15 protein-coding genes are annotated in these 21,808 nt (G+C 67.1%); 12 read left to right on the top strand and 3 right to left on the bottom strand.

The genetic code is table 11. The annotated features are described in order from the left end of the window. Positions 1-87: 87 nt before the first annotated feature. Positions 88-4,407: an amino acid adenylation domain-containing protein gene (locus V0R59_RS11560; RefSeq protein WP_330074426.1), complete on the top strand. Its 4,320-nt coding sequence runs from the start codon at positions 88-90 to the stop codon at positions 4,405-4,407. A gap of 66 nt (positions 4,408-4,473) precedes the next feature. Next, positions 4,474-5,793 (top strand): putative histamine N-monooxygenase, encoded by a 1,320-nt coding sequence (gene basC / locus V0R59_RS11555; protein WP_330074425.1) that lies wholly within the window; start codon positions 4,474-4,476, stop codon positions 5,791-5,793. A gap of 164 nt (positions 5,794-5,957) precedes the next feature. Here basC and V0R59_RS11550 read toward each other — a convergent pair whose 3' ends face one another. Then, complete coding sequence (locus V0R59_RS11550) at positions 5,958-8,111, bottom strand: condensation domain-containing protein (protein ID WP_330074424.1); 2,154 nt, start codon at positions 8,109-8,111, stop codon at positions 5,958-5,960. A 237-nt stretch (positions 8,112-8,348) separates the two neighbouring features. Here V0R59_RS11550 and V0R59_RS11545 point away from each other — a divergent pair, with 237 nt between their 5' ends. The 8 genes from V0R59_RS11545 to V0R59_RS11510 all read left to right on the top strand — a co-directional run bounded on the left by V0R59_RS11545 (position 8,349) and on the right by V0R59_RS11510 (position 18,567). Next, entirely contained in the window at positions 8,349-8,867 is a 519-nt protein-coding gene (locus V0R59_RS11545) for a sigma-70 family RNA polymerase sigma factor (RefSeq protein ID WP_330074423.1), read from the top strand. 118 nt (positions 8,868-8,985) lie between these two features. Then, positions 8,986-10,767 (top strand): ABC transporter ATP-binding protein, encoded by a 1,782-nt coding sequence (locus tag V0R59_RS11540; RefSeq protein ID WP_330074422.1) that lies wholly within the window; start codon positions 8,986-8,988, stop codon positions 10,765-10,767. Continuing rightward, positions 10,761-12,530 carry an ABC transporter ATP-binding protein gene (locus V0R59_RS11535; RefSeq protein ID WP_330074421.1) on the top strand — a complete coding sequence of 590 codons (1,770 nt, stop codon included), beginning with the start codon at positions 10,761-10,763 and terminating at the stop codon, positions 12,528-12,530. Before V0R59_RS11540 ends, V0R59_RS11535 begins: the two co-directional genes overlap by 7 nt. Then, positions 12,527-13,471 carry an ABC transporter permease gene (locus V0R59_RS11530; RefSeq protein WP_330074420.1) on the top strand — a complete coding sequence of 315 codons (945 nt, stop codon included), beginning with the start codon at positions 12,527-12,529 and terminating at the stop codon, positions 13,469-13,471. The genes V0R59_RS11535 and V0R59_RS11530 overlap by 4 nt, the downstream gene beginning before the upstream one ends. After that, the gene (locus V0R59_RS11525; protein WP_330074419.1) at positions 13,468-14,418 is read left to right on the top strand and encodes an iron chelate uptake ABC transporter family permease subunit; all 951 of its coding nucleotides are present in this window, start codon (positions 13,468-13,470) and stop codon (positions 14,416-14,418) included. The genes V0R59_RS11530 and V0R59_RS11525 overlap by 4 nt, the downstream gene beginning before the upstream one ends. Beyond that, positions 14,415-15,197, top strand: coding sequence for an iron ABC transporter ATP-binding protein (locus V0R59_RS11520; protein WP_330074418.1), 783 nt, complete (start codon positions 14,415-14,417; stop codon positions 15,195-15,197). Before V0R59_RS11525 ends, V0R59_RS11520 begins: the two co-directional genes overlap by 4 nt. Then, the gene (locus V0R59_RS11515; protein WP_330074417.1) at positions 15,194-16,180 is read left to right on the top strand and encodes a siderophore ABC transporter substrate-binding protein; all 987 of its coding nucleotides are present in this window, start codon (positions 15,194-15,196) and stop codon (positions 16,178-16,180) included. Before V0R59_RS11520 ends, V0R59_RS11515 begins: the two co-directional genes overlap by 4 nt. A 155-nt stretch (positions 16,181-16,335) precedes the next feature. Further along, entirely contained in the window at positions 16,336-18,567 is a 2,232-nt protein-coding gene (locus V0R59_RS11510; protein WP_330074416.1) for a TonB-dependent receptor, read from the top strand. 86 nt (positions 18,568-18,653) lie between these two features. Here the strand turns inward: V0R59_RS11510 and V0R59_RS11505 are convergent, their stop codons facing one another. Next, the gene (locus tag V0R59_RS11505) at positions 18,654-19,553 is read right to left on the bottom strand and encodes a LysR family transcriptional regulator (protein WP_330074415.1); all 900 of its coding nucleotides are present in this window, start codon (positions 19,551-19,553) and stop codon (positions 18,654-18,656) included. Continuing rightward, positions 19,535-19,678, bottom strand: coding sequence for a hypothetical protein (locus tag V0R59_RS11500; RefSeq protein WP_330074414.1), 144 nt, complete (start codon positions 19,676-19,678; stop codon positions 19,535-19,537). Before V0R59_RS11500 ends, V0R59_RS11505 begins: the two co-directional genes overlap by 19 nt. A gap of 2 nt (positions 19,679-19,680) precedes the next feature. Here V0R59_RS11500 and V0R59_RS11495 point away from each other — a divergent pair, with 2 nt between their 5' ends. Both V0R59_RS11495 and V0R59_RS11490 read left to right on the top strand, forming a co-directional pair. Next, entirely contained in the window at positions 19,681-20,745 is a 1,065-nt protein-coding gene (locus V0R59_RS11495) for an AbrB family transcriptional regulator (RefSeq protein ID WP_330074413.1), read from the top strand. A 75-nt stretch (positions 20,746-20,820) separates the two neighbouring features. Further along, positions 20,821-21,717 (top strand): LysR family transcriptional regulator, encoded by an 897-nt coding sequence (locus V0R59_RS11490; RefSeq protein ID WP_330074412.1) that lies wholly within the window; start codon positions 20,821-20,823, stop codon positions 21,715-21,717. Positions 21,718-21,808: the final 91 nt, after the last annotated feature.

The following is a 21,808-nucleotide window of genomic DNA, read 5'->3' as shown; positions in this document are numbered from 1 at the left end:
AATTACTATTGAATCGGAATCATTATCGTTTCTATTATAGGGGACGCCATAAATACGGACTTGTCAATCAGCGACACGAGTGGACCCATGAGAGCGTTAACCGAAATGCAAGCCGCCTGTTGGATCGGGCGCACGACTCATGCGGCATTAGGGACAGTTTCAGCTCATCTGTACGCCGAGTTCGATGGCCCTGCCATCGACCTGGAGCGGCTACGCGCCGCCCTTGCACAGGTATGTATGCTGCACCCGATGCTGCGCCTGCGAATCGACCACGAAGGACAGCAGACCATCGCCCCGCCGGACCAGGCCCCGGGCCTGGAGGTCGACGACCTGCGCGGCCTGGCCGAGGCGGATGCCCGCCTTCACCTGGCGCGCAAGCGCGACGCCTGGAGCCATCAGCAACTGGACCTGCGTCACGGCCATGCCGCCCGCTTCGGGATCAGCCTGCTGCACGGCGGGCACTGCCGCCTGCATGTCGACACCGACATGATCGCCATCGACCCGTCGAGCTTCCGCGTCCTGCTGGAAGACCTCGCGCACTGCTATGAGGATGCGGACAACCTGCCCGCCACGCCGCCGACCTTCTTCGACTGGTGGGACGCGGCACGCAACGCCCCGGCCCTGCACAGCGCCCGGGAGCGCGACCGCCAGTGGTGGCGCGAGCGTCTGGACAGCATCGCCCCGGCGCCGGCCCTGCCGTTGCTCGACCCGCCCGCCACCCGCGCACGCAGCCAGCGCCTGAGCGCCTGGCTCAACCCCGCACAACGCCAGGCCCTGCGCCAGCTGGCGCGGACCCGACGCATCACTCTGTCGAACCTGCTGCTGGGCCTGTTCGCCGCAGCGCTCGGCGCACAGACCGGCGACCGGCAGTTCCGCCTCAATGTCCCGGCCTTCTGGCGGGAACCGCTGGTGGACGACGTCGAACGCATCGTCGGTGAATTCGCCAACGTGCTGATCCTCGATATCGACCTCGACCAGGCCGACACCCTGGCGGCGCTCTGCGCCCAGGTGGCGCGCAACATGATCGAGCGTCTCGACCACAGCGCCTATTCCGGGGTGAACCTGATGCGCGACCTGTCGCGCCATCACGGTACGCCGCAACTGGCGCCGGTGGTGTTCACCGCAGCCCTCGACCTGCCCGGCGGCGAGCTGTTCTCGCCACGGGTGCAGCGCGCCTTCGGCACGCTGAACTGGGTGATGTCGCAGGGCCCGCAGGTGGCCCTGGATGCGCAGATCGCCTGCGCCGACGGCGGCATCCTGGTCAACTGGGACGTGCGCCTCGATGCCCTCCCCGAAGCCTGGGTCACGGCGCTGTTCGAGCGTTTCGTCGGCCTGCTGGGCGACGTCGCCGCGCAGCCCGCAGTGCTCGACCGCACGCTGCCGCAACCCACCGCGCTGACGCCGCTGCAACAGGCCTACCTGCTCGGCCGCAGCACCCAGATGCCCCTGGGCGGCGTGGCCATGCAGGAGTTTCGCGAATACCGCGGCCGACTGGATATCGCCGTGCTGCGCCAGCGGCTGGCGGCGATGGTGCAGCGCCATCCGGGGTTGCGCACCCGCATCGATGAACGCCAACGGCTGCAGTGGATCAGCGACGACGCGCAACTGAACCTGGATGAAGTCGACCTCAGCCACCTGCCCCTCGCCGAGGCGCTGGCGCAAATCGAGACGCAGCGCGAAGCCTATGCCCATGCCATGGCGCCACTGCAGTGCTCGCCGTGGAATGTCACGGTCTTCCAGTTGGCCGGCGGCGAACTGCTGGTGTTCACCCGTTTCGACGCGCTGATCCTGGATGGCCGCGCCATTGCCGCGCTGCAACTGGAACTGCTCGAAGGCCGCGTCGACGAACAGGCCGTTGCCGCAAGCGCCAGCGCAAACAGCGGGCTGGCCGCGCAACGCAAGGCTGATGCCGACTACTGGAGCGCCAAGCTGGCCAGCGTGGATGGCCCGCCGCGTCTGCCCTGGAGCCTGCCGCTGGAGCAGGCCGGGGCCGGTCGCTATGAGCGACAGAGCCTGCGGGTGCCCAAGGAAACCTTCACCACCCTGTGCCGCCTCGGCGCCCGCCAGCGCCTGTTCAAGAACTCGGCGGTAATGGCGCTGCTGCTGGAAGTCCTCGGCCGCTGGGTCAGCGAAGGTGGCCTTTGCGTGGCGGTGCCGGTGGCGCCGGCAAGCGACGCGGCCTTTGCCAACCGCTCAAGCTTCCTCACGATCAACTGGCCGGACAGCGACGCCAGCTTCGTCGAACGTGCCACGCAGTTGCAGGTGGATGTGCTGGAAGGCCTGCAGCACCTGGCCTTCTCCGGTGTCGACCTGGCTCGCCAGCTGTTCGAGCAACACGGTCCGGGCCCGGTGCTGCCGGTGGTGATCACCAACGGCCTGTCCTGGCCGGTGGCGGCCCGCGACAGCGCCATGCAACTACAAGGCGGCCTGACCCAGACCCCGCAGGTGGCCATGGATATCCGCTTCTGGGCCGACGCCGAAGGCGCGCTGCAGGTGGACATCGATTACGCCCACGAGGTGCTGGCGCCCACCCTGGTCGCTGATTACCTGCGAGGCTTGCAGCGGGCCATCGAGCAGATCGCCCGGAGCGGCGAGTTCGCCGTGGACGCTGCAGCACTGATCGACACCGCTCACTACCGCCTGAACACGCCGGTCAGCGCTGCCTGTCGCGAGACCTGGCTGGCAAGGCTGGCGGCCAATCTCTTCGATCCCGGCAACCACAAGCTCGCCCTGGTCAGCGGCGAGCGCCAGTTGAGCTATGCCGAACTGGGCGATGGCGTGGCGCGGATCATCGCCGCACTGCGCGCCCGCGGGCTGGAGCAGGGCCATGTGCTCGCCCTGTGCCTGCCACGCAGCCCGGAGCACACCATGCTGACCCTGGCCTGCGCGCTGACCGGGGTGATCTGGGTGCCGATCGATGCCGCCGCACCGGCGGACAGACGCCAGTACCTGCTGGAAAACTGCGACCCGGACCTGGTGGTACTGGCGCACGCCGAAACCCTGGTGCAGCCCTCGACCACCTGCGCGGCGCTGCTCGCCGAGCCGGCAACGCCGCCGGCGGAGTTGCCCGACCTGTCGCTGAACGACACCCCGGGCTACTACCTGTACACCTCGGGCACCACCGGCCGGCCGAAATGCGTGGTGCTCAACAACCGCGCCACGGCCAACGTGCTCGGCGCGACCCTGGCCAACTGGCAGGTGAGCGAGCGCGACGTGGTCCTCTCGGTCACCCCGTTGCACCACGACATGTCGCTGTTCGACATCTTCGGCAGCCTCACCGCCGGCGCCACCCTGGTCCTGCCGGGGCCCGGCGAGGACAAGGACGCGCTGCGCTGGAACCAGCTGGTGACCCGGCATGGCGTGACCCTGTGGTGCTCGGTGCCGGCCATCCTGGAAATGCTCCTGGCCTGCCGTGGCGCGCACGACCTGGGCAGCCTGCGCCTGATCGCCCAGGGCGGCGACTACATCAAGCCGGCGGTGATCGCCGAACTGCGCCGCCTGCTGCCAGACACCCGCCTGGTGTCCCTGGGCGGGCCGACGGAAACCACGATCTGGAGCATCTGGCACGAGATCAGCGAACAGGACCGCCAGTCGATTCCCTACGGCCAGCCGCTGCCCGGCAACCGCTACTTCGTCCTCGACGCCCAGGGCCGCCATTGCCCCACGGGCGTGGTCGGCCGCATCCACACCGCCGGGGTCAACCTGGCGCTGGGCTACCTGCAGGACGGCGAGCTGCTGCAGACCGACTTCATCACCGTCCAGGACGAACACGGCGAGAGCGTGCGCGCCTTCCGCAGCGGCGACTGCGGGCGCTATCGCGACGACGGCACCCTGCTCTTCGACAGCCGGGTCAATGGCTATGTGAAAGTGCGCGGGGTGCGGGTGTCGCTGCCGGATGTCGAGATGGTGCTGAGCCAACACCCGGCGCTACGTCACGTGCTGGTGGTGGATTACGGCGATGCGCGCCTGAGCGAGCTGTGCCTGGGCGCCCTGTATGTCCGCGATCCGCAGGCGGCCGAGCCCGGCACCGGCGAACTGCGTGACTACGCCAGCGAGCATCTGCCGCAGTCCCATGTGCCGACGCGCCTGCTGGCGGTCGACGCGCTGCCGCTGTCGCAGAACGGCAAGCCGGACCGCCGCCGCGCCCGCGAACTGCTCGCCGCCCCGCCACCCGCCACGGCGCAGGACCAGGTGCTGGACATCTACCGGCAAGTGCTCGGCCTGGCGCCCGACGCCAGCAACGATCCGCTGGTGGACTTCGTCAGCCTCGGCCTGCGGCCGCAGCACCTGAAAGCCATTTCGGCACGGATGCACGAACAGTTCGCCGTACCGCTGTCACCCGGGCAGTTGTTGCGTTGCCGCAATGCCGGCGACGTTGAACGACTGCTCACTGCCGCGGGTGCCTGAATGCCCCGCGTCGCGTCAAGGGCGCATGCGCCCTCTTCAACCGCAAGGCCCAAGGAGATCGATTGGATGAAGGATTTACCCACCGTGGATATCGCCGGCATCGGCATAGGCCCGTTCAACCTCGGCCTGGCCGCGCTGCTTGCCTCGCATCCGGGGGTGAGCGGCCTGTTCCTCGATCGCAAGACCGAGTTTCGCTGGCATGAAGGGCTGATCCTGCCTGGCACCACCCTGCAGGTACCGTTTCTCGCCGACCTGGTGACCATGGCCGACCCCACCAACCCGTTGAGCTACCTCAACTACCTGCACCAGCACGAGCGCCTGTACCAGTTCTACTGGTACGACAATTTCCAGGTGCCGCGTCGCGAGTACGACCACTATTGCAGCTGGGCCTCGCAGCAACTGTCGACCTGCCATTTCGGCGAGGAAGTCAGCGATGTCAGCTACGACCCGGCGGCCGAGCGTTTCCTTATCGAAAGCCAGTCGCTGTCGGGGTTCAAGCGCCACTACTACAGCCGGCACCTGTCGGTCGGCGTCGGCACTTCGCCGATCCTGCCGCGCTGGGCTCAGGTCAAGAGCTCCGCACCGATCCTGCACTCGGCGGAGTTCGCCAGGCGCCAGGCGCAATTGGCGCAGTGCCAACAGGTGACGGTGATCGGATCCGGACAGAGTGCGGCGGAATGCGTGCTGGCGCTGTTCAACGAACTGACGCCGGAGCGGGTCGCCGCCGGTGCGTCGATCCGCTGGATCACCCGCTCCCAGGGTTTCCACCCGATGGAGTACTCGAAACTCGGCCAGGAATGCTTCACCCCGTCCTACATGGAGTACTTCCACAGCCTGCCGCGGGAGCGGCGGCGCGAGATCGTGGCCGGGCAAGGGTTGCTGTACAAGGGCATCAGTTTCTCGACCATTGCCCAGGTCTACGACCTGATCTACGAGCGCTCCATCGGCGGCACCGACCCAGGGTTGACCCTGCTGTCCAATTGCGAGGTTGAGCGCGTCGAGGACGTGGGTGGCCGCTTGCGCATTCACTACCGGCATCGCGAACTTGCGCGCAGCAGTGCCTTCGACAGCGACGCCATCGTCGCCGCCACGGGCTACGGGCATGCCTGGCCACAGTGGTTCGAACGGCTCAAGGGCAGCGTTCTGGAGACTGATGAACAGGGTGACTGCATCGTCCAGGAAGACTTCACCGCACGCCGCTGCGACCAGGGCGTGGGGCGGGTCTTCGTGCAGAACGCGGAGATCTTCCAGCACGGCGTGGGCTCGCCGGACCTGGGGGTGGCGGCCTCACGCAACGCGACCATCGTCAACCAGTTGCTGGGACGGCCGCACTACCGCCTGCCGAAGCGCTCGTCGTTCCAGCGCTACGGAATGCATGAGGGGTGATCTGACGGGGCTCGAATCGAGCTAGAAACCGGAGCCGACAAGGCAACACTTCCCCTGTGGGAGCGGGTTCACCCGCGATTGCGATAGTGAATTCACCGACGCCATCGCGGGTAAACCCGCTCCCACAGGGTCCGCATTTCACTGTGCAGCGGCAAAGCGGGTCCTCAGACCCGCACCTCCTGCACCAGCAACCCTGCCCCACCCTCACGGGCAAACAGCCCGAACACCCCTTCGATCGCTTCCGTCACCCGCGCCATCTGCGCCGCGCTGTAGCGCTCCGTGCGGTAGGTCACCACCAGGCGCAGCGAGCGCTGGCCTTCGATCAGGTTCTCCATGATCTCGAACTGGATGCCGAACATCGATTCGTTCTTTTCCGGGTCGATCTGCCGATAGCGGATCTTCTCCCCTTCCGGCCGGCTCAAGGCACCGTTGAGCGCGTTGTTGGCATGGATCTGCACATACACATCGAACAGCAGGCCGTCCGCCGCCGTCATGCCCAGGGCCTGCTGGATCTGCTCCAGCGGCACGTCGGCATAGGCCATGGAATCGTTGACCAGGCGACTGACGCCCTCGATCAACGCACCCACGCGCTGCTGCGGATCGAACTGCACCCGGTGCGCGACCATGGTGGTGAAGTAACCCACCGTCTCGTAGTACGCAGGGTCCGTACGCCCCGACGCCGACGTGCCGATCACCAGGTCGCGCAGGTCACCCACCTTGTGCAGGGCCAGGGCGATCGCGGTGTAGATCACCCCGAACAGCGACGCATCGTTCTGCCGGGCAAAGCGATACAGGTGATCGATCATGGCCTGGTCCGGGAGAATCTCGAACCACTGCGCGCGGGTGGACGCCTCGCCAGCCGGCACCGGGCTGTCGCCGCCAATGGCCGGCAAGCGCAGGCCGCGGGTCGCGTCGCGGAGCATGTCGGTCCAGTACGCCAGGTGCTGGCGGTTGATGCCCCGCGCCAGTTCCTCCAGGGCATAGCGATGAAACGATGGCACCGGCGCTTCCCAGCTTGGAGCGCGGTCGCTGGCACGGGCCAGGTAGGCGCGGGCGAGGTCTTCCATCATCACGTTCAGCGACCATTCATCGATGGCCATGTGGTTGACCAGCAACGACAGGGTCTGCCCCTTGCGCTGCGGATCACGCAGGAAGCGCACGCGCATCGGCAGTTCCCGCGACAGGTCGAAACGATGCCTGGCTTCGCTGGCCAGGGACGCGCCCTCGCTCTCGCGGCTCGACCAGAACCACTTGTATTGGCCCAGGCGCTCAAGCGGCACCAGTTGCTGCCAGGCCTCGTCGCCCTCGAAGTGGAAGGTGGTGCGCAGGCTGGCGTGGCGCTTGACCAGGTCGGAGAAGGCCTGCTCGAACACGGCTTCATCCACCGGGTCGAGGAAGCTCATGGCGAACGGCAGGTTGAAGATGGTGCCGAAATCGAAGGCGGCATAGGCACGCCCCAGGGACGCCTGGGCCAGGGCGAACGGCGCCCGCTGCACCTCGTCCTGCACGCCCGCCACTGCCTGCCCCTCGCGCCCGGACACCTGGGCCCGCGCCGCCAGCGCCGCCGCCGAAGGGGCGCTGAAGAAGTCGTTGAAGCGCACCTCGATGCCGTGGTTGCTCGACAGTTTGCCGATGATCCGCGTGGCCAGCAGGGAGTGGCCGCCGAGGTCGAAGAAATCGTCCTGCGCAGTCATTCCCGGCACCGCCAGGGCGGTGCGGAATTCGCCGAGGATCAGGGCGGCGACCTCGTCGCTGGCGCTGGCCGGCGCCACGGCTGCGGCTGGCGCGGCGGCCAGCGCCTGGCCTTGCAGCCAGGGCAGGTGCGGCACACCGAGCGGGCGTCCGGCGCAGGCGTCGAGGGTCAGGCGATAGAGGTCATCCTCGCGGCAGGTGCAGTCGAGGATCTGGTGCAGCATGAACGCCAGGATCGGCGCCTCGTCCGTGCCGATGATCAGCGCCTGCGCCGGCGCCTCGCCTTCGGCATCCCAGGGCTGCGCCTGCAGGGCCAGCAGGCGCGCGCTGGCCTCTTCCGCCGAGGCAACCTGCAGCACCTGCAGGCAGGCCTGCGGGTCGGCGCCCTGCAACGAGTGCAGCTCGCCGTCGTCATCGAAGCGATAGCGCGCATTGAGCGCCGGCAGGCTGGCGACCACCGCCAGCAGCGCCTTTTCCAGCCCCGCCAGGTCGGTGTCGCGCGCCATGCGCCAGGCACTGAAATGCTTGAGCACACGCTCGGGATACTGCTGCTGGAGCAGCCAGGCACTTTCTTCGTAGTCGCTGACAGGTCGGCGCGAGGCGCTACCTGGATTGAGTTCCATCATGGAAATACTCCGCCTTGTCGAACAGAACAAAAAGCAGTGGACACGGCCGCATGGGCCGCCAGACCGATCCTCGGTCCTGAAGTGCACCCCGGCAGCGCCGGAGCGGGTTGAAGGAAAAACAGGCCGCGTTGCATGGCACCAGACAACGCCGTATGCTCCAAATGCTAATCGTAGCGATTATCATTAGTCAAAAACTGTTTGGCTGTACCGCTGGATGCTTTAGCAATGGAGAGTCACGTGGACCAAGGATCGTTCGCGCTCAGGCAACAACTGGAGCAGTTGTATGCCGAGCACCATGGATGGTTGTGCGGCCTGTTGCGGCGCAAGCTGGGCAATGCCTGCGATGCCGCCGACCTGGCGCACGACATCTGCGTCAACCTGCTGCGCAAAGGCTACGTGCCGCCCGCCGAGGACTGCCGCCGCTACCTCACGCAGATCGCCAAGGGCGTGGTCATCGACCTGTACCGCCGCCGCAAGCTCGAAACCGCTTACCTCGACGACCTCAAGCAACGCGAGGAAGCCCTGGTGCCTTCCGAAGAAGTCCGCGCCCTGGCGGTGGAGGCCCTGATCCAGGTCGACGCCGCGCTGCAACGCCACTCTGCCAACGCCCGCGAAGCCCTGCTGCTGCACAAGCTGAGCGGCATGGCGCATCGCGATATCGCCGTCGAGCTCAAGGTCTCGGTGTCCTCGGTGGAGAAGTACATCGCCTCGGCGGTACGTACCTGCCTGCCGTTCTATTCGGGCCGCGGCGCATGAGCGGCTTGAGGATTTTCCGCCGTCATTCGAAATACACAGTGGGCATCGGGGGAAACCACCCCGCCGCCATGGACGACAGCCGCGCCGAGCCGACTGTCTTGCATATCCAGGAGAAACGATGAGCGCCAACGATGCGACCCGCGCAGGGGTTTCCGACGTACTGCGACCGATCCGCGGGCGCCTGCGCGTCGCCGCTGGCCTGGCCGCCCTCGGCAGCCTGCTGACCCTGGTGCCGCTGGCCGGCATCGCCCATGTCGCCCGGCTCGCCCTGGCCGACGGCCTCGCCCCCTGGGCAGAAATCGGTGAGCGGGTCTGGCTGGTGCTGGGCGTCAGCCTGGGCTGCCTGTTCCTCGGCATGCTGCTGATCTCCGCTGGCGAGATGCTCGCCCACCTGGCCGACAACCACATCACCCGGCAACTGCGCCTGGCCATCACCCGGCGCCTGGCCCGGGTACCGCTGGGCTGGTTCACCGAGCGCGCCTCGGGCGAGGTCAAGCAGGCGATGCAGGACGATATCGATACCCTGCACAGCCTGACCGCGCACTACTACACCAGCCTCGGCCGCACCCTCGGCGCGGTGTCCGGCGCGGTGGTCTACCTGTTCGCCATGGACTGGCGCATGGCCCTGGTCTCGCTGCTGCCGTTCCCGTTGTTCTTCCTCTTCTACAAGCGCGCGGTCAAGGCCAGCGCCGCCAACATGCCGGCCTTCGGTGCGCAGATGGCGCGGATCAACAATGCCGTGGTGGAGTTCGTCAACGGCATCCCGGTGGTCAAGGCCTTCGGCCTCGAAGGCAAGGCCCACGGCAGCTACCGCGAGGCGGTCGACGGCTTCGCCGCGGCCTTCGACGACTTCACCCGGCCGCTGGTCAGCGCCATGGCCAATGCCCACGCACTGGTCACCCCGGTGGCCGTGCTCGGCGTGGTGCTGGCCTTCGGCACCCTGTTCAGCAGCCTCGGCTGGATCCGTCCGCTGGATATCCTGCCGTTCGCCCTGGTGGCGCCGGGCATGTGCGCGCCGCTGCTGCTGATGAGCTACCTCAGCCACGACCTGCAGGCCGCCACCGCCGCCGCCGGCCGCGTCCACGCCCTGCTGCACACCCCGGTGCTGGACACCCCGGCGCAGGCACGCCCGGCCCTGGCGCAAGCGCCGGCCATCCGCGTCGAACACCTGGGCTACAGCTACGACGGCGAGACGGCCGTGCTCGACGATGTCAGTTTCGACCTCGAACCGGGCACGGTCACCGCCATCGTCGGCGCTTCCGGCTCGGGCAAGTCGACCCTGGCCCGCCTGCTCCTGCGCTTCTTCGACCCGACCCAGGGCCGTATCACCCTCGGCGGCGTCGACCTGCGCGAACTGGACAGCACCCAGCTCTACCGCCACATTGGCTTTGTCCTGCAGGAGGTACGCCTGGTCCACACCAGCCTGCGCGACAACATCGCCCTGGGCCGTCCTTCGGCCAGCCAGGAAGAAATCGAGCAGGCCGCACGCACCGCGAACATCCACCAGCGCATCCTCGCCCTGCCCCGCGGCTACGACTCGGTGGTCGGCGAGGACGTGCAACTGTCCGGCGGCGAACTGCAGCGGGTGAGCATCGCCCGCGCCGTGCTGCTCGACCCGGCGCTGCTGGTACTGGACGAAGCCACCGCGGCGGCCGACGCCGAGAACGAGGTGCAGATCCAGCAGGCACTGTCGCGCTTCGCCCGTGGCCGCACCCTGCTGGTGATCGCCCATCGCCTGGACACGGTGATGCACGCCGACCAGATCCTCGTGCTCGACCACGGCCGCCTAAGCGAACGCGGCAGCCACGAGCAACTGCTCGCGCGCAACGGCCACTACGCCCGCCTCTGGGCGCTGGGCGGCTACCCTCAGGCCACGGAACAGGCGCCATCGCCATGCTGAAGACCTTCCTCGAACTGCTCGGTGACGACGCCGCGTTTCTCTATCGCTACCTCGCCAGGGCCCTGGTCTACGGCGTGCTCTGCGGCCTGACCATCGTCGGCGTGGTGCCGGTGCTCGGCAGCCTGCTGGCCAACGATGCACAGGCCGCCGCACGCTGGCTGGGCCTGCTGCTGGTGGGCGTACTGCTGTGCTGGGCCCTGCGCCGGGTGGTGGAAAAGGCCGGGATCCGCGTCGGTATCGGCGTGCTCCAGGGCGGCCGTCAGCGCCTCGGCGACCATGTCGCCCGGCTTCCGGTGGGCTGGTTCAACGCGCAGAACACCGCGCGCCTGAACCACCTCACCACCCAGGGCATGATGACCGTGGCGCAGTTGCCGGCCCACGTCTTCACCCCACTGCTCACCGGCGTGGTCAGCCCGCTGGTGTTGCTGGTGGCGCTGTTCTTCCTCGACCCGCGCCTGGGCCTGGTGGCCCTGCTGGCCTTGCCCCTGCTGCTCGGCGTGTTCGTCCTTACGGCACGGCTTGGCCAACGCGCCGACGAGCGCTTGCACCGCGATACCGCGCAGACCAGCCAGCGCATGGTCGAGTTCGCCCAGGCGCAGTCGGTGCTGCGCGCCTTCAATGGCGAGGACGGCGGCACGCGCTTCCTCGAACAGGCCATCGCCCGCCAGCAACAGTCGGCCAGGCGCCTGATCCGGGTCTCGGCGATGTCGGTGGTGGCCAATACCTGGGCGGTGCAGGTGGTCTTCGCCGCCCTGCTGGTCGCCGCCTTGCTCTGGCTCGGCGAGCTGTGGGGCCTCGGCCTGCCGGCCAGCACGCTGGTCCCGGTGCTGCTGGCGCTGCTACTGGTCAGCCGCTTCATCGATCCGCTGCTGGAAGTCGCCAGCTACAGCGAGATCCTCCGCGGTGCGCGCAGCCAGCTGGCGGTGCTGGCCGAGCTGTTCGCCCTCGAACCCCTGCCCCAGGCACAACAGCCGCAGGCTCCCGCCGATGCCGGCGTGGAACTGGAGCGGGTGAGCTTCCGCTATGCCGCTGGCCAGCCCGAGGTGCTGCAGCAAGTCAGCCTGCGCATCGCCCCGGGCAGCATGACCGCCCTGGTCGGCGCCTCCGGTTCGGGCAAGACCACCTTGGTGCGCCTGGTCGCGCGCTTCTTCGATGTCAGCCAGGGTTGCGTGCGCGTCGGCGGCGTCGATGTGCGGCAGATGTCCGCCGGGCAACTGGCCGGGCAGATCAGCCAGATCTTCCAGGACGCCTACCTGTTCCAGGGCAGCATTGCCGACAACATCCGCATCGGCAAGGCCGACGCCAGCCACGCCGAGGTGCTGGAAGCAGCGCGCCAGGCCGGGGTGACGGAGATCATCGAACGCCTGCCGCAAGGCCTGGACACCCCGGTGGGCGAAGGCGGCGCACGGCTGTCCGGCGGCGAGCGGCAACGCATCGCCATTGCCCGCGCCCTGATCAAGGACGCACCGATCCTCCTGGTGGACGAAGCCACCGCCGCGCTGGACGCGGAAAACCAGGCGGCGATCACCGAGGCGCTGGCCCGCCTGCGCGGCAAACGCACGCTGATCGTCATCGCCCACCAGCTGTCGACGGTGGCCATGGCCGACCAGGTCGTGGTACTCGACAACGGGCGCATCGCCGAACAGGGCAGCCCCGCCGAACTCGCCGCACGTCCCGGCCTGTACGCCCACTTCCTCGCCCAGCGCCGCGCGGCCAAGGGCTGGCGCATCGCCGCCGAAGCGGTCAGCGAGGACAGCATTTGACTCGCCTGGCCTTGCCCCTGCTGTTTCTGCTGCTGTGCGCCCTGTCCCTGATGGTCGGGGCCAAGCAGGTGGCGTGGAGCGACCTGCTGGCGTTGTCCGAGGATGCCTGGCTGACCCTCACCGCCAGCCGCCTGCCACGCCTGGCCGCGCTGGTATTGACCGGCGTCGGCCTGGCGGTGTGCGGAGTGATCCTGCAGCAGATCGTGCGCAACCGCTTCGTCGAGCCGGGTACCTCCGGCGGCCTGGATGCGGCCAAGCTCGGCATCCTGGTGGCACTGACCAGCTTCCCGGCCGCCGGCACCTTCACCCGCATGGGCTTCGCCCTGGCGTTCTGCTTCGCCGCCAGCCTGCTGTACGTGGCCATCATCCGCCGCATCCGCTTCAAGAACACCGTGCTGGTCCCGGTGATCGGCCTGATGTACGGCAGCGTGCTCAGCGCCATCGCCGAGTTCTACGCCTTCCGCCACAACTTCCTGCAGAGCATGCAGGGCTGGCTGCTGGGGGACTTTTCCCGGATCGTCCAGGGCAACTACGAGATCATCTACCTGATCCTGCCCATCGTCGCCCTGACCTACCTGTTCGCCCAGCGCTTCACCGTGCTCGGCATGGGTGAAGGCATGGCCAGCAGCCTCGGCCTGAACTACGCGGCCAACGTCACCCTGGGCCTGATCCTGGTGGCGCTGACCGTGTCCGCCACGGTGATCACCGTGGGTGCCATTCCCTTCGTCGGCCTGGTGATTCCCAACCTGGTGGCGCTGTACTACGGGGAAAACCTCAAGCGCACCCTGCCCGTCGTCGCCCTCTGCGGGGCAGCGCTGCTGCTGGCCTGCGATATCGTCGGGCGCCTGCTGATCTACCCGTTCGAGGTGCCCATCGGCCTTACCGCCGGCAGTGTCGGCGGCGTGCTGTTCCTGATCCTGCTGGTGAGTAAGTACGCATGAGCGCGCGCCTGACGCAGTACGGCATCTGGCTGCTGGTGCTGCTCCTGGCCCTGGGCTTCGTGCTGTTGGGCTCAGGCCTGGACTTCGACTGGGTCATCCCGCGGCGCCTGGTCCGCCTCGGCGCCATGGTCATCGCCGGGGTCTGCGTGGCCTACGCCTCGGTGGTGTTCCAGACCATCGCCGGCAACCGCATCCTGACCCCGGCGATCATGGGCTACGAGGCCATCTACCTGCTGTTCCAGGCGCTGCTGATCCTGGTCCTCGGCAGCCAGAGCCTGGTGCTGCTGGGGCGCAACGGCAACATGGCCGTGTCGGTCCTGCTGATGCTCGGCTACTCCTGGCTGATCCATCGCTGGCTGTTCCGCGACGGACGCAACAACGTGTACTTCCTGTTGTTGCTGGGCCTGGTGCTGAGCATGGTGATCGCCACCTTTACCCAGTTCATCCAGCTGAAGATCAGCCCCGGCGAGTTCTCCATCCTCCAAGGCTTCAACTACGCCTCGTTCAACAAGGCGCAACTGCCCCAGGTGCTGGTCTGCGCCGCACTGGTGGCCGTGACCTGCCTGATCGCCCGGCGGCAGCTGGCCGTGCTCGACGTGCTCGCGCTGGGCCGCGACCAGGCCCAGTCCCTGGGCGTCGACTACCTGCGTGCGGTGCGCCTGCAACTGGCGCTGATCGCCCTGCTGGTGGCGCTGTCCACCAGCCTGGTGGGCCCCACCGCGTTCATGGGGGTGTTCGTCGCCAACATCAGCTACGCCCTGGCCCGCAGCCAGCGCCACCGGGTCACCCTGCCGCTGGCCAGCGCCATCGCCATCGGCCTGTTCATCGTCGCCCAGTACCTGGTCGAGCAACTGTTCAACTACAACACCTCCGTCAGCATCCTGATCAACCTGGTGTGTGGCGTGTATTTCCTTCTGCTGATGATCCGCACACGAGGCACTGCATGATTTCCCTCAGCCATGTCCACAAGTCCTACGGCGACAAGCCGGTGCTGAGCGATGTCAGCGTGCAGTTTCCGCAAGGCAAGGTCACCTCGTTGATCGGCCCCAACGGTGCCGGCAAGACCACCCTGCTGATGCTGGTCGCGCGCCTGCAGGCCGCCAGTGCCGGCACGGTGAGCCTGGGCGGTCGCGATATTGCCGCGATCCCGGTGCGCGACTACGCCAGGCGCGTGGCGACCCTGCGCCAGACCCCGGACTTCAATCTGCGCCTGACCGTGGAAGAACTGGTGGCCTTCGGTCGCTTCCCCTACAGCCGCGGCAACCTCACCGCCGAGGACCAGCGCGCGATAGACGACGCCATCGCCTTCCTGTCGCTGCAAGCGCTGCGCCAGTCCTGGATCGACGAGCTCAGCGGAGGCCAGCGGCAGATGGCCTTCCTGGCCATGACCATCGCCCAGCAGACCGACTACCTGCTGCTCGACGAGCCGCTGAACAACCTCGACATGAAGCACGCCGTGCTGATCATGCGCGCCCTGCGCCGGCTCTGCGACGAGCAGGGGCGCACGGTGATCCTGGTGGTCCACGACATCAATTTCGCCGCCAACTACTCCGACCATATCGTCGCCATGAAGCACGGCGCCGTGCACTGCCAGGGGCCGGTGGCCGAGGTGGTCAACCCGGTGCGGCTGGGGGAGCTGTTCGGCCTCGATTTCGAGATCCTGCGCAGCGAGCGGGGTTTCGTCTGCAACTACTTCAATCCATCCATCTCAAGGGAACTGACATGAACAACGCGATCCCCGCCGCGCTGCTGGCCCTGGCCGTCGCCACGGCCCTGGCCGGCTGCGACCAGCAAGCCAGGCAGGCACCAGAACCGGCCAAGGCCCAGGCTCAAGCTGCGGCGCCCGCCTACGCGCCACAGAAGATCGAGCACCCGCTGGGCACCACCGCCGTGGACAAGCTGCCGCAGCGGGTGGTGGCCTTCGACATGAGCGAGCTGGACAGCCTCGACCAGCTTGGCGCCCCGGTGGTCGGCATCGCCAAGGACTATGTCGCCGATTTCCTGGTCAAGTACCGCGACGACCCGGCGGTGGCCGATGTCGGCACCACCATCCAGCCCAACCTCGAACGCCTGCATGCGCTCAAGCCGGACCTGATCCTGATCTCGCCGCTGCAGGCGCAGAGCTACGCCGAACTGAGCGAGATCGCGCCGACCCTGTACGACGACGTCGACCTGAGCAACAAGCAGGGCAACTTCATCGACGCGGCCAAGCAGCACCTGACCACCCTCGGGCGCATCCTCGGCAAGGAGGAACTGGCGCAGCAGAAGGTCGCCGCGATGGACGCCAAGGTCGAGCAGACCCGCAAGGTCACCGAAGGCCGGCCGGAAAAGGCCCTGATCGTCCTGCACAACAATGGCGCCTTCACCTCCTACGGGGTGAAATCGCGCTACGGCTTCATCTTCGACACCCTCGGGGTCAAGCCCGCCAGCAGCGACATGCAGGCCGGGCTGCACGGCCAGCCGATCTCCAATGAATTCATCCAGCAGGCCGACCCGGACATCCTCTACATCATCGACCGCACCGCGGTGATGGAACGGCGCCCGGCCCTCGACCTGCAGACCCTGGAGAACCCGCTGCTGCGCAAGACCAAGGCCTGGAACAACGGCCGCGTGGTGTTCGTCGATGCGCAGACCTGGTACCTGTGCACCGCCAGCCCGACCTGCCTGGACCGCATGGCCGACGAAGTGGTGAAGGGCTACCAGGGCTGACCTGAACCGCCTGTTTACCGCTGAGACAAAGGCCAGTGCCATTATCGTACTGGCCTTTTGTTAAATGTTAATGATTGTCATTGAGGTTTTTCCTTTGCGCTTCGGAATCCCTAGTGAATGCCTTCACTACTCCTAGAATCGAAAGGAATCACAGCATGTCGGTACGTTGTACTTCCCGCCGCGGCCACCCTGCCCTGCCGCAGTTCTCCCTCAACCGCACCTTCGCTGCCGTACAGATGGCCCTTCTGCTTGGCCTCGGCGGCGCGTCCATGGCCACCCTCGCCGCCGAGGCCGAGGCACCCGCCAAGGAAGAAGCGAAGAAAGGCAACCTGGAACTGGGCGAAACCCGCGTAGAGGGAACCCTGGACAGCGTCGAGAGCATGCCACCCGTCTATGCCGGCGGCCAAGTGGCCACGGGCGGGCGAGTCGGCCTGCTGGGCAACAAGGACTTCATGGAAACCCCGTTCAGCACCGTCAGCTACACCGACGAGTTCATCCAGAACATCCAGGCCAAGGACATCACCGACGTGATCTCCGCCACCGACCCTGCGGTGTTCAGCAACGGCCTGACGGGTACCTACAGCGAGAACTACTCGATCCGTGGCTTCCAGACCGCGGTCACCGACATGACCGTCGACGGCCTGTTCGGCATGGCGCCCTACTACCGCGCCTCGCCGGAAATGTACGAGCGCATCGAAGTGCTCAAGGGCCCGTCTGCCCTGCTCAACGGCATGCCCCCCGGCGGCTCGGTGGGCGGCACGGTCAACCTGATTCCCAAGCGCGCCGGCGACACCCCGCTGACCCGCCTGACCGCCACCTACGAATCCGACGCTCAGTTCGGCGGGCACATCGACGTCGCCCGACGCTTCGGTGAAGGCAACCAGTTCGGCGTGCGCTTCAACGGCGTGTACCGCGACGGCGACACCGCCACCGACGACCAGTCGAAACGCAACACCCTCAGCTCCCTGGCCCTCGACTGGCGCGGAGAGCGGGCCAAGCTGTCCCTCGACCTGTTCGACGCCGACGACACCATCCGCGGGCAGAACCGCGGCATCGGCCTGAACGCCGGCGTGGCGGTACCCTCGCCACCGAAGAACACCACCCTGCTCAACCCCGACTGGGCCTATGTCGAAAGCAAGGACAAGGGCGTGATCCTGCGTGGCGAGTACGAGATCAACGACCAGTTGCTGGCCTACGGCGCCATCGGCACGACCAAGACCGACTACAAGTACAACGGCACCATGACTGCCGTAGTGATCAACAGCGCCGGCGACTACACCACCACCATGGGGCAGTTGCAGATGCAGATCTACAAGACCTCCGCCGAGGTCGGCCTGCGCGGTCACTTCGACACCTTCGGCATCAACCACCAGTGGTCGGTGAACGCCACCCAGTACCGCGACAAGGAAAAGGACTGGGGGCGTCGCTCGGTACCGGGTGCCAACTGGACCACCAACATCTACAACCCGGTCTGGGGTCCGGAAGCGCCCCAGCAATGGCCGCTGGTCCTGCACACGGAAAACAACCTGAAGAGCTACGGCATCGCCGACACCATGTCGATCCTCGACGATCGCCTGCAACTGACCCTTGGCGTGCGTCGCCAGGAAGTGGTCACCGACACCTTCAGCCTTACCACCGGTGCGCGCAACAAGCCCAACTACGACACCCACGCCACCACCCCGGCGGGGGCGATCCTGTTCAAGCTGACCGACGATCTGTCGCTGTACGCCAACTACATCGAAGGCCTGAGCAAGGGTGCCCGCGCTCCGGTGACCTCGAACAACCCTGACGACGTGTTCCCGCCGTACAAGTCCAAGCAGAAGGAAGTCGGCCTGAAGCTCGACCTTGGCACCTTCAGCCACACCCTGTCGCTGTACGAGATCAAGCGCCCAAGCAGCTACACCGACTCGGCCACCAACATCTTCTCGTTCGGTGGCGAACAGCGTAACCGTGGCGTGGAATGGAGCTTCTTCGGTTCGCCGCTGCCGGACTGGCGCCTGATGGGCGGTATCGCCTATGCCGATCCGGAAATCACCAAGGCGGCGGTTGCCGCCAACGAGGGCAAGAAGGCCACCGCCTATCCCAAGCTGCAAGGCAAGCTGGGCGTGGAGTGGGACACCCCGCTGGTGGACGGCCTGACCTTGACCGGCAACGCCACCTCGGTGTCCAAGCAGTACATCAACGCCGACAACAGCCTGTCGATCCCCGGCTACACCATCTTCGACGTCGGTGCCCGCTACAGCACCAAGATCGCCAGCAAGCCGGTGGTGTTCCGTGCAGGTATCGAAAACCTCACCGACAAGGACTACTGGGGCGTGCCGCTGCTGGCCAGCCTCGGCCTGGGCGCGCCTCGCACCTACCTGCTGTCGGCTTCGGTCGATTTCTAAGCGCCACTCAGCATCAACGCAACCGGGGCCGCCTTGCGGCCCTGCTCGACGGGCTGCCAGGCAGCCCAGGCGGGACCTCACTCGCCTCACCCCTTTAGCAACGCCTCCCCTTCCTGCCTCAGCAGTTCGATCATCGCCGCCGCCGCTGGTGGCAGATACCCTTCCGTCCTGACCAGCACCGCCACCGTGCGGCTCATGGTGGTTTCGGCCAGGGGCACCTCGCGCAGGCGGGCCATGCCCTGGCCGTGTTCGAGGGTTTCCCGGGCGACGAAACTCAGCAGGCGGGTACGCTCGATCAGCCGCGGCAACAGCGAGATGGCGTTGGTCTCGATCTGCGCCACCGGCGCCGGCAACTGGCGGGACAGGAAGGCGTTGTCGATCCAGCGCCGCGCGGTCACCGTCGGCGGCGCCAGTACCCAGCGATAGGCACACAGGTCCTTGAGTTGCACCGGGTGATCGAACACCGGGTGATCCTCGCTGGCCACCACCACCGCCTCGTCCTGCACCACCGGGTAGCTGACGAAGCGCGGGTCATCGACGATCAGCGGGCAGATGGTCGCGTCGAGCCGACCGGCCAACAGGGAGTCCTTGAGCACATCGTCCTGGGCGATGGACAGGCTCAGGGTCAGCTCCGGCGCACGCTCCAGCAGCGCCCCCACCAATTGCGGCAACAGGTGATCGGCCATGCTCGCCGCGCAACCCAGGCGGATGTTGCCCACCAGGCCGCTGGCAAAGTCGCGGACCTCGCGCTCGGTCTCGCTGATGCTCAGGCGCAGTTGCTTGCCCCGGGCCAGCAGCAGTTCGCCGACATCGGTGAGCTTGATGCGCCGGCCATCACGCTGGAACAGGCGCGTCCCAAGTGATTCCTCCAGGCGCTGGATGCTCTTGCTCAAGGCCGGCTGGCTGCGATTGAGCTTTTCTGCCGCACGGCCCAGGTGGCCGATTTCAGCGATGGTTTCGAAGTAGGTCAGGTCGCGCAGGTCCATGATTCATGAATTTCAGTTATGGATTCATCGAAAGTAGAAAATAGACCTGATGAATCGCCCCGTCGATAATTTCCTCGCTGCTGGCTTTCGCGGCGTCGCAGCACCGCTTGATCGGGAGATTTCATCGTTGCCCTCCTCCACTCCGTGGTTCCGTTCCTCGCTCTTCCAATGGCTCGCCCTGATCGTCTGCGCGGGCGGCTTCGGCCAGCTCCTGCATGCCTTCGCCGTCCCTGCCGGCCTGTTCCTCGGACCGATGCTGGTGGCCATCGCCTTCGGCGCCAGTGGCGCCAGCATCCGCCTGCACCGCCATGCCTTCCGCTTCGGCCAGGGTTGCGTCGGCCTGCTGGTGGCCCATTCGATCACCTGGTCGGTGCTCAGCGCCCTGGCCGAATCCTGGGAACTGATGCTGTTCGCCACCCTGCTGACGGTGGTGCTCAGCGCCCTGGTCGGCCTCGGCACCGTGCGCTACGGCGGCATTCCCGGCAGCACCGCCGCCTGGGGCACCGCGCCCGGCGCTGCCTCGGCTATGGTGGCCATGTCCGAGGAAAACGGCGCTGACGCCCGGATCGTCGCCACCATGCAATACGTGCGGGTGGTGTGCGTGGTGATGATCGGCTCGCTGGTCAGTCACTGGCTGGGCGCCAGCGCGGGCGGCGAGATTGCCGTCGGCGCAGCGGCCGGATCGGGAACGCCGCAGCTGGGCAACCTGATCCTGGGGCTGGGTGTGGTGCTGGTCGGCGTCGTCGCAGGCTCGCGGATACCGGCAGGTGCGTTGCTCCTGCCGCTGTTGCTGGGGGGCTGCCTGCAACTGGCCGGGGTCCTGCAGGTCAGCATGCCCGGCTGGCTGCTCAGTGCGGCCTACGGTGCCATCGGCTGCTACATCGGCCTGCGTTTCGACCGCGCCACCCTGGCCTACGTGTGGAAGCGCCTGCCGACCATGATCGCTGGCGCCGTGGTGCTGATCATCCTCTGCGCCGCCTGCGCCTGGCCGCTGGCGCGCCTGAGCGGCAGCGACTTCCTCTCCATGTACCTGGCCACCAGCCCCGGCGGCCTGGATGCCATGGCGATCATCGCGGTGGAAACCGACTCGGATGTCGGCCTGGTCCTGGCCATGCAGACCCTGCGCCTGTTCGGGGTGATCCTCACCGGCGCCTTCTGCGCGCGGCAGATCATCCGCCTGACCCAGCGCTGAGCCACGCCCGGTTTGCCGGGGCGCGACCGCCATGCGTATGCTGCGCCGGCATTCACTTCCACAAGGCCCGCCGCGATGTGGCATATCGATCCCGTTTCCCTGCGCCTGTTCATCGCCGTCTGCGAGGAAGGCACCATCGCCCGGGCCAGCGAGCGCGAGTTCATCGCGCCGTCGGCGGTGAGCAAGCGCATCGCCGATATCGAGGCCGCCCTCGGCGTGCCGATGCTGCGCCGCAGCAAGCGCGGAGTGACGCCGACACCGGCGGGCCAGGCCTTGTTGCGCCATGCCCGCCAGCTGATGCGCAGCATGGAGCGGCTGCAAGGCGAGATCAGCGAGTACGCCGAGGGCGCGCGGGGACATGTGAAGGTCCATGCGAACATTTCCTCGATCATGGAGTTCCTGCCTGAGTCGCTGTCGTCGTTCATGATGGCCAACGAACATATCCGCGTGGATGTGGAAGAGCGCTTCAGCTTCGACGTGGTCCGCGGCGTGCTCGAAGGCCAGGCCGACCTGGGCATCTGCCGCAGGACCGTGGCCAACGGCGAGCTGGAGTTCATCCCCTACCGCCGCGACCACCTGGCCCTGGTGGTCAATGCCCGGCATCCCCTGGCCGGGCGCACCAGCATCACCCTGGGGGAAACCCTGGACTACGAGCATATCGGCCACTCGGCGTTCGCCACGCTCAACAGCTTCATGCTCAATACGGCCCAGGAGCTGGGCCGCGAACTGCGCATCCGCGCCCATGTGTCGTCGTTCGACGCCGCCTACCGGCTGGTCCAGGCCGGGCTGGCGCAAACCATCCTGCCGCGGGAGGCAGTGATGCGCTATGCCGACATGTTCGGGCTGAAGGTGATTCCGCTCACCGATGCGTGGGCACGGGGGGAGTTCGTGATCTGCGTGCGTGACCAGGATGGGCTGTCGCCTTCGGCGCGGCGGTTGCTCAATCATCTGTTGGCGGAGATGCCGGTATAGGTCCAGGCCACCGCCGACCTTGTGGGAGCGGGGTCGGACCCCCCACGGCGCGCCTAAAAAAACAAACACACACCCGGGCGACCACGCCCCC

It is taken from the genome of Pseudomonas ulcerans (assembly GCF_036324125.1).
GTDB lineage: Bacteria > Pseudomonadota > Gammaproteobacteria > Pseudomonadales > Pseudomonadaceae > Aquipseudomonas > Aquipseudomonas ulcerans.
Note: the sequence above shows the minus strand (reverse complement) of the source record. Positions and strands in the feature narration are given on the sequence as shown.

Coding starts and splice junctions, on each gene's coding strand:
- V0R59_RS11560 (WP_330074426.1), top strand. CDS start 88: ATGAGAGCGTTAACCGAAATGCAAGCCGCCTGTTGGATCGGGCGCACG.
- basC (WP_330074425.1), top strand. CDS start 4,474: ATGAAGGATTTACCCACCGTGGATATCGCCGGCATCGGCATAGGCCCG.
- V0R59_RS11550 (WP_330074424.1), bottom strand. CDS start 8,111: ATGATGGAACTCAATCCAGGTAGCGCCTCGCGCCGACCTGTCAGCGAC.
- V0R59_RS11540 (WP_330074422.1), top strand. CDS start 8,986: ATGAGCGCCAACGATGCGACCCGCGCAGGGGTTTCCGACGTACTGCGA.
- V0R59_RS11535 (WP_330074421.1), top strand. CDS start 10,761: ATGCTGAAGACCTTCCTCGAACTGCTCGGTGACGACGCCGCGTTTCTC.
- V0R59_RS11525 (WP_330074419.1), top strand. CDS start 13,468: ATGAGCGCGCGCCTGACGCAGTACGGCATCTGGCTGCTGGTGCTGCTC.
- V0R59_RS11520 (WP_330074418.1), top strand. CDS start 14,415: ATGATTTCCCTCAGCCATGTCCACAAGTCCTACGGCGACAAGCCGGTG.
- V0R59_RS11515 (WP_330074417.1), top strand. CDS start 15,194: ATGAACAACGCGATCCCCGCCGCGCTGCTGGCCCTGGCCGTCGCCACG.
- V0R59_RS11510 (WP_330074416.1), top strand. CDS start 16,336: ATGTCGGTACGTTGTACTTCCCGCCGCGGCCACCCTGCCCTGCCGCAG.
- V0R59_RS11505 (WP_330074415.1), bottom strand. CDS start 19,553: ATGGACCTGCGCGACCTGACCTACTTCGAAACCATCGCTGAAATCGGC.
- V0R59_RS11500 (WP_330074414.1), bottom strand. CDS start 19,678: ATGAAATCTCCCGATCAAGCGGTGCTGCGACGCCGCGAAAGCCAGCAG.
- V0R59_RS11490 (WP_330074412.1), top strand. CDS start 20,821: ATGTGGCATATCGATCCCGTTTCCCTGCGCCTGTTCATCGCCGTCTGC.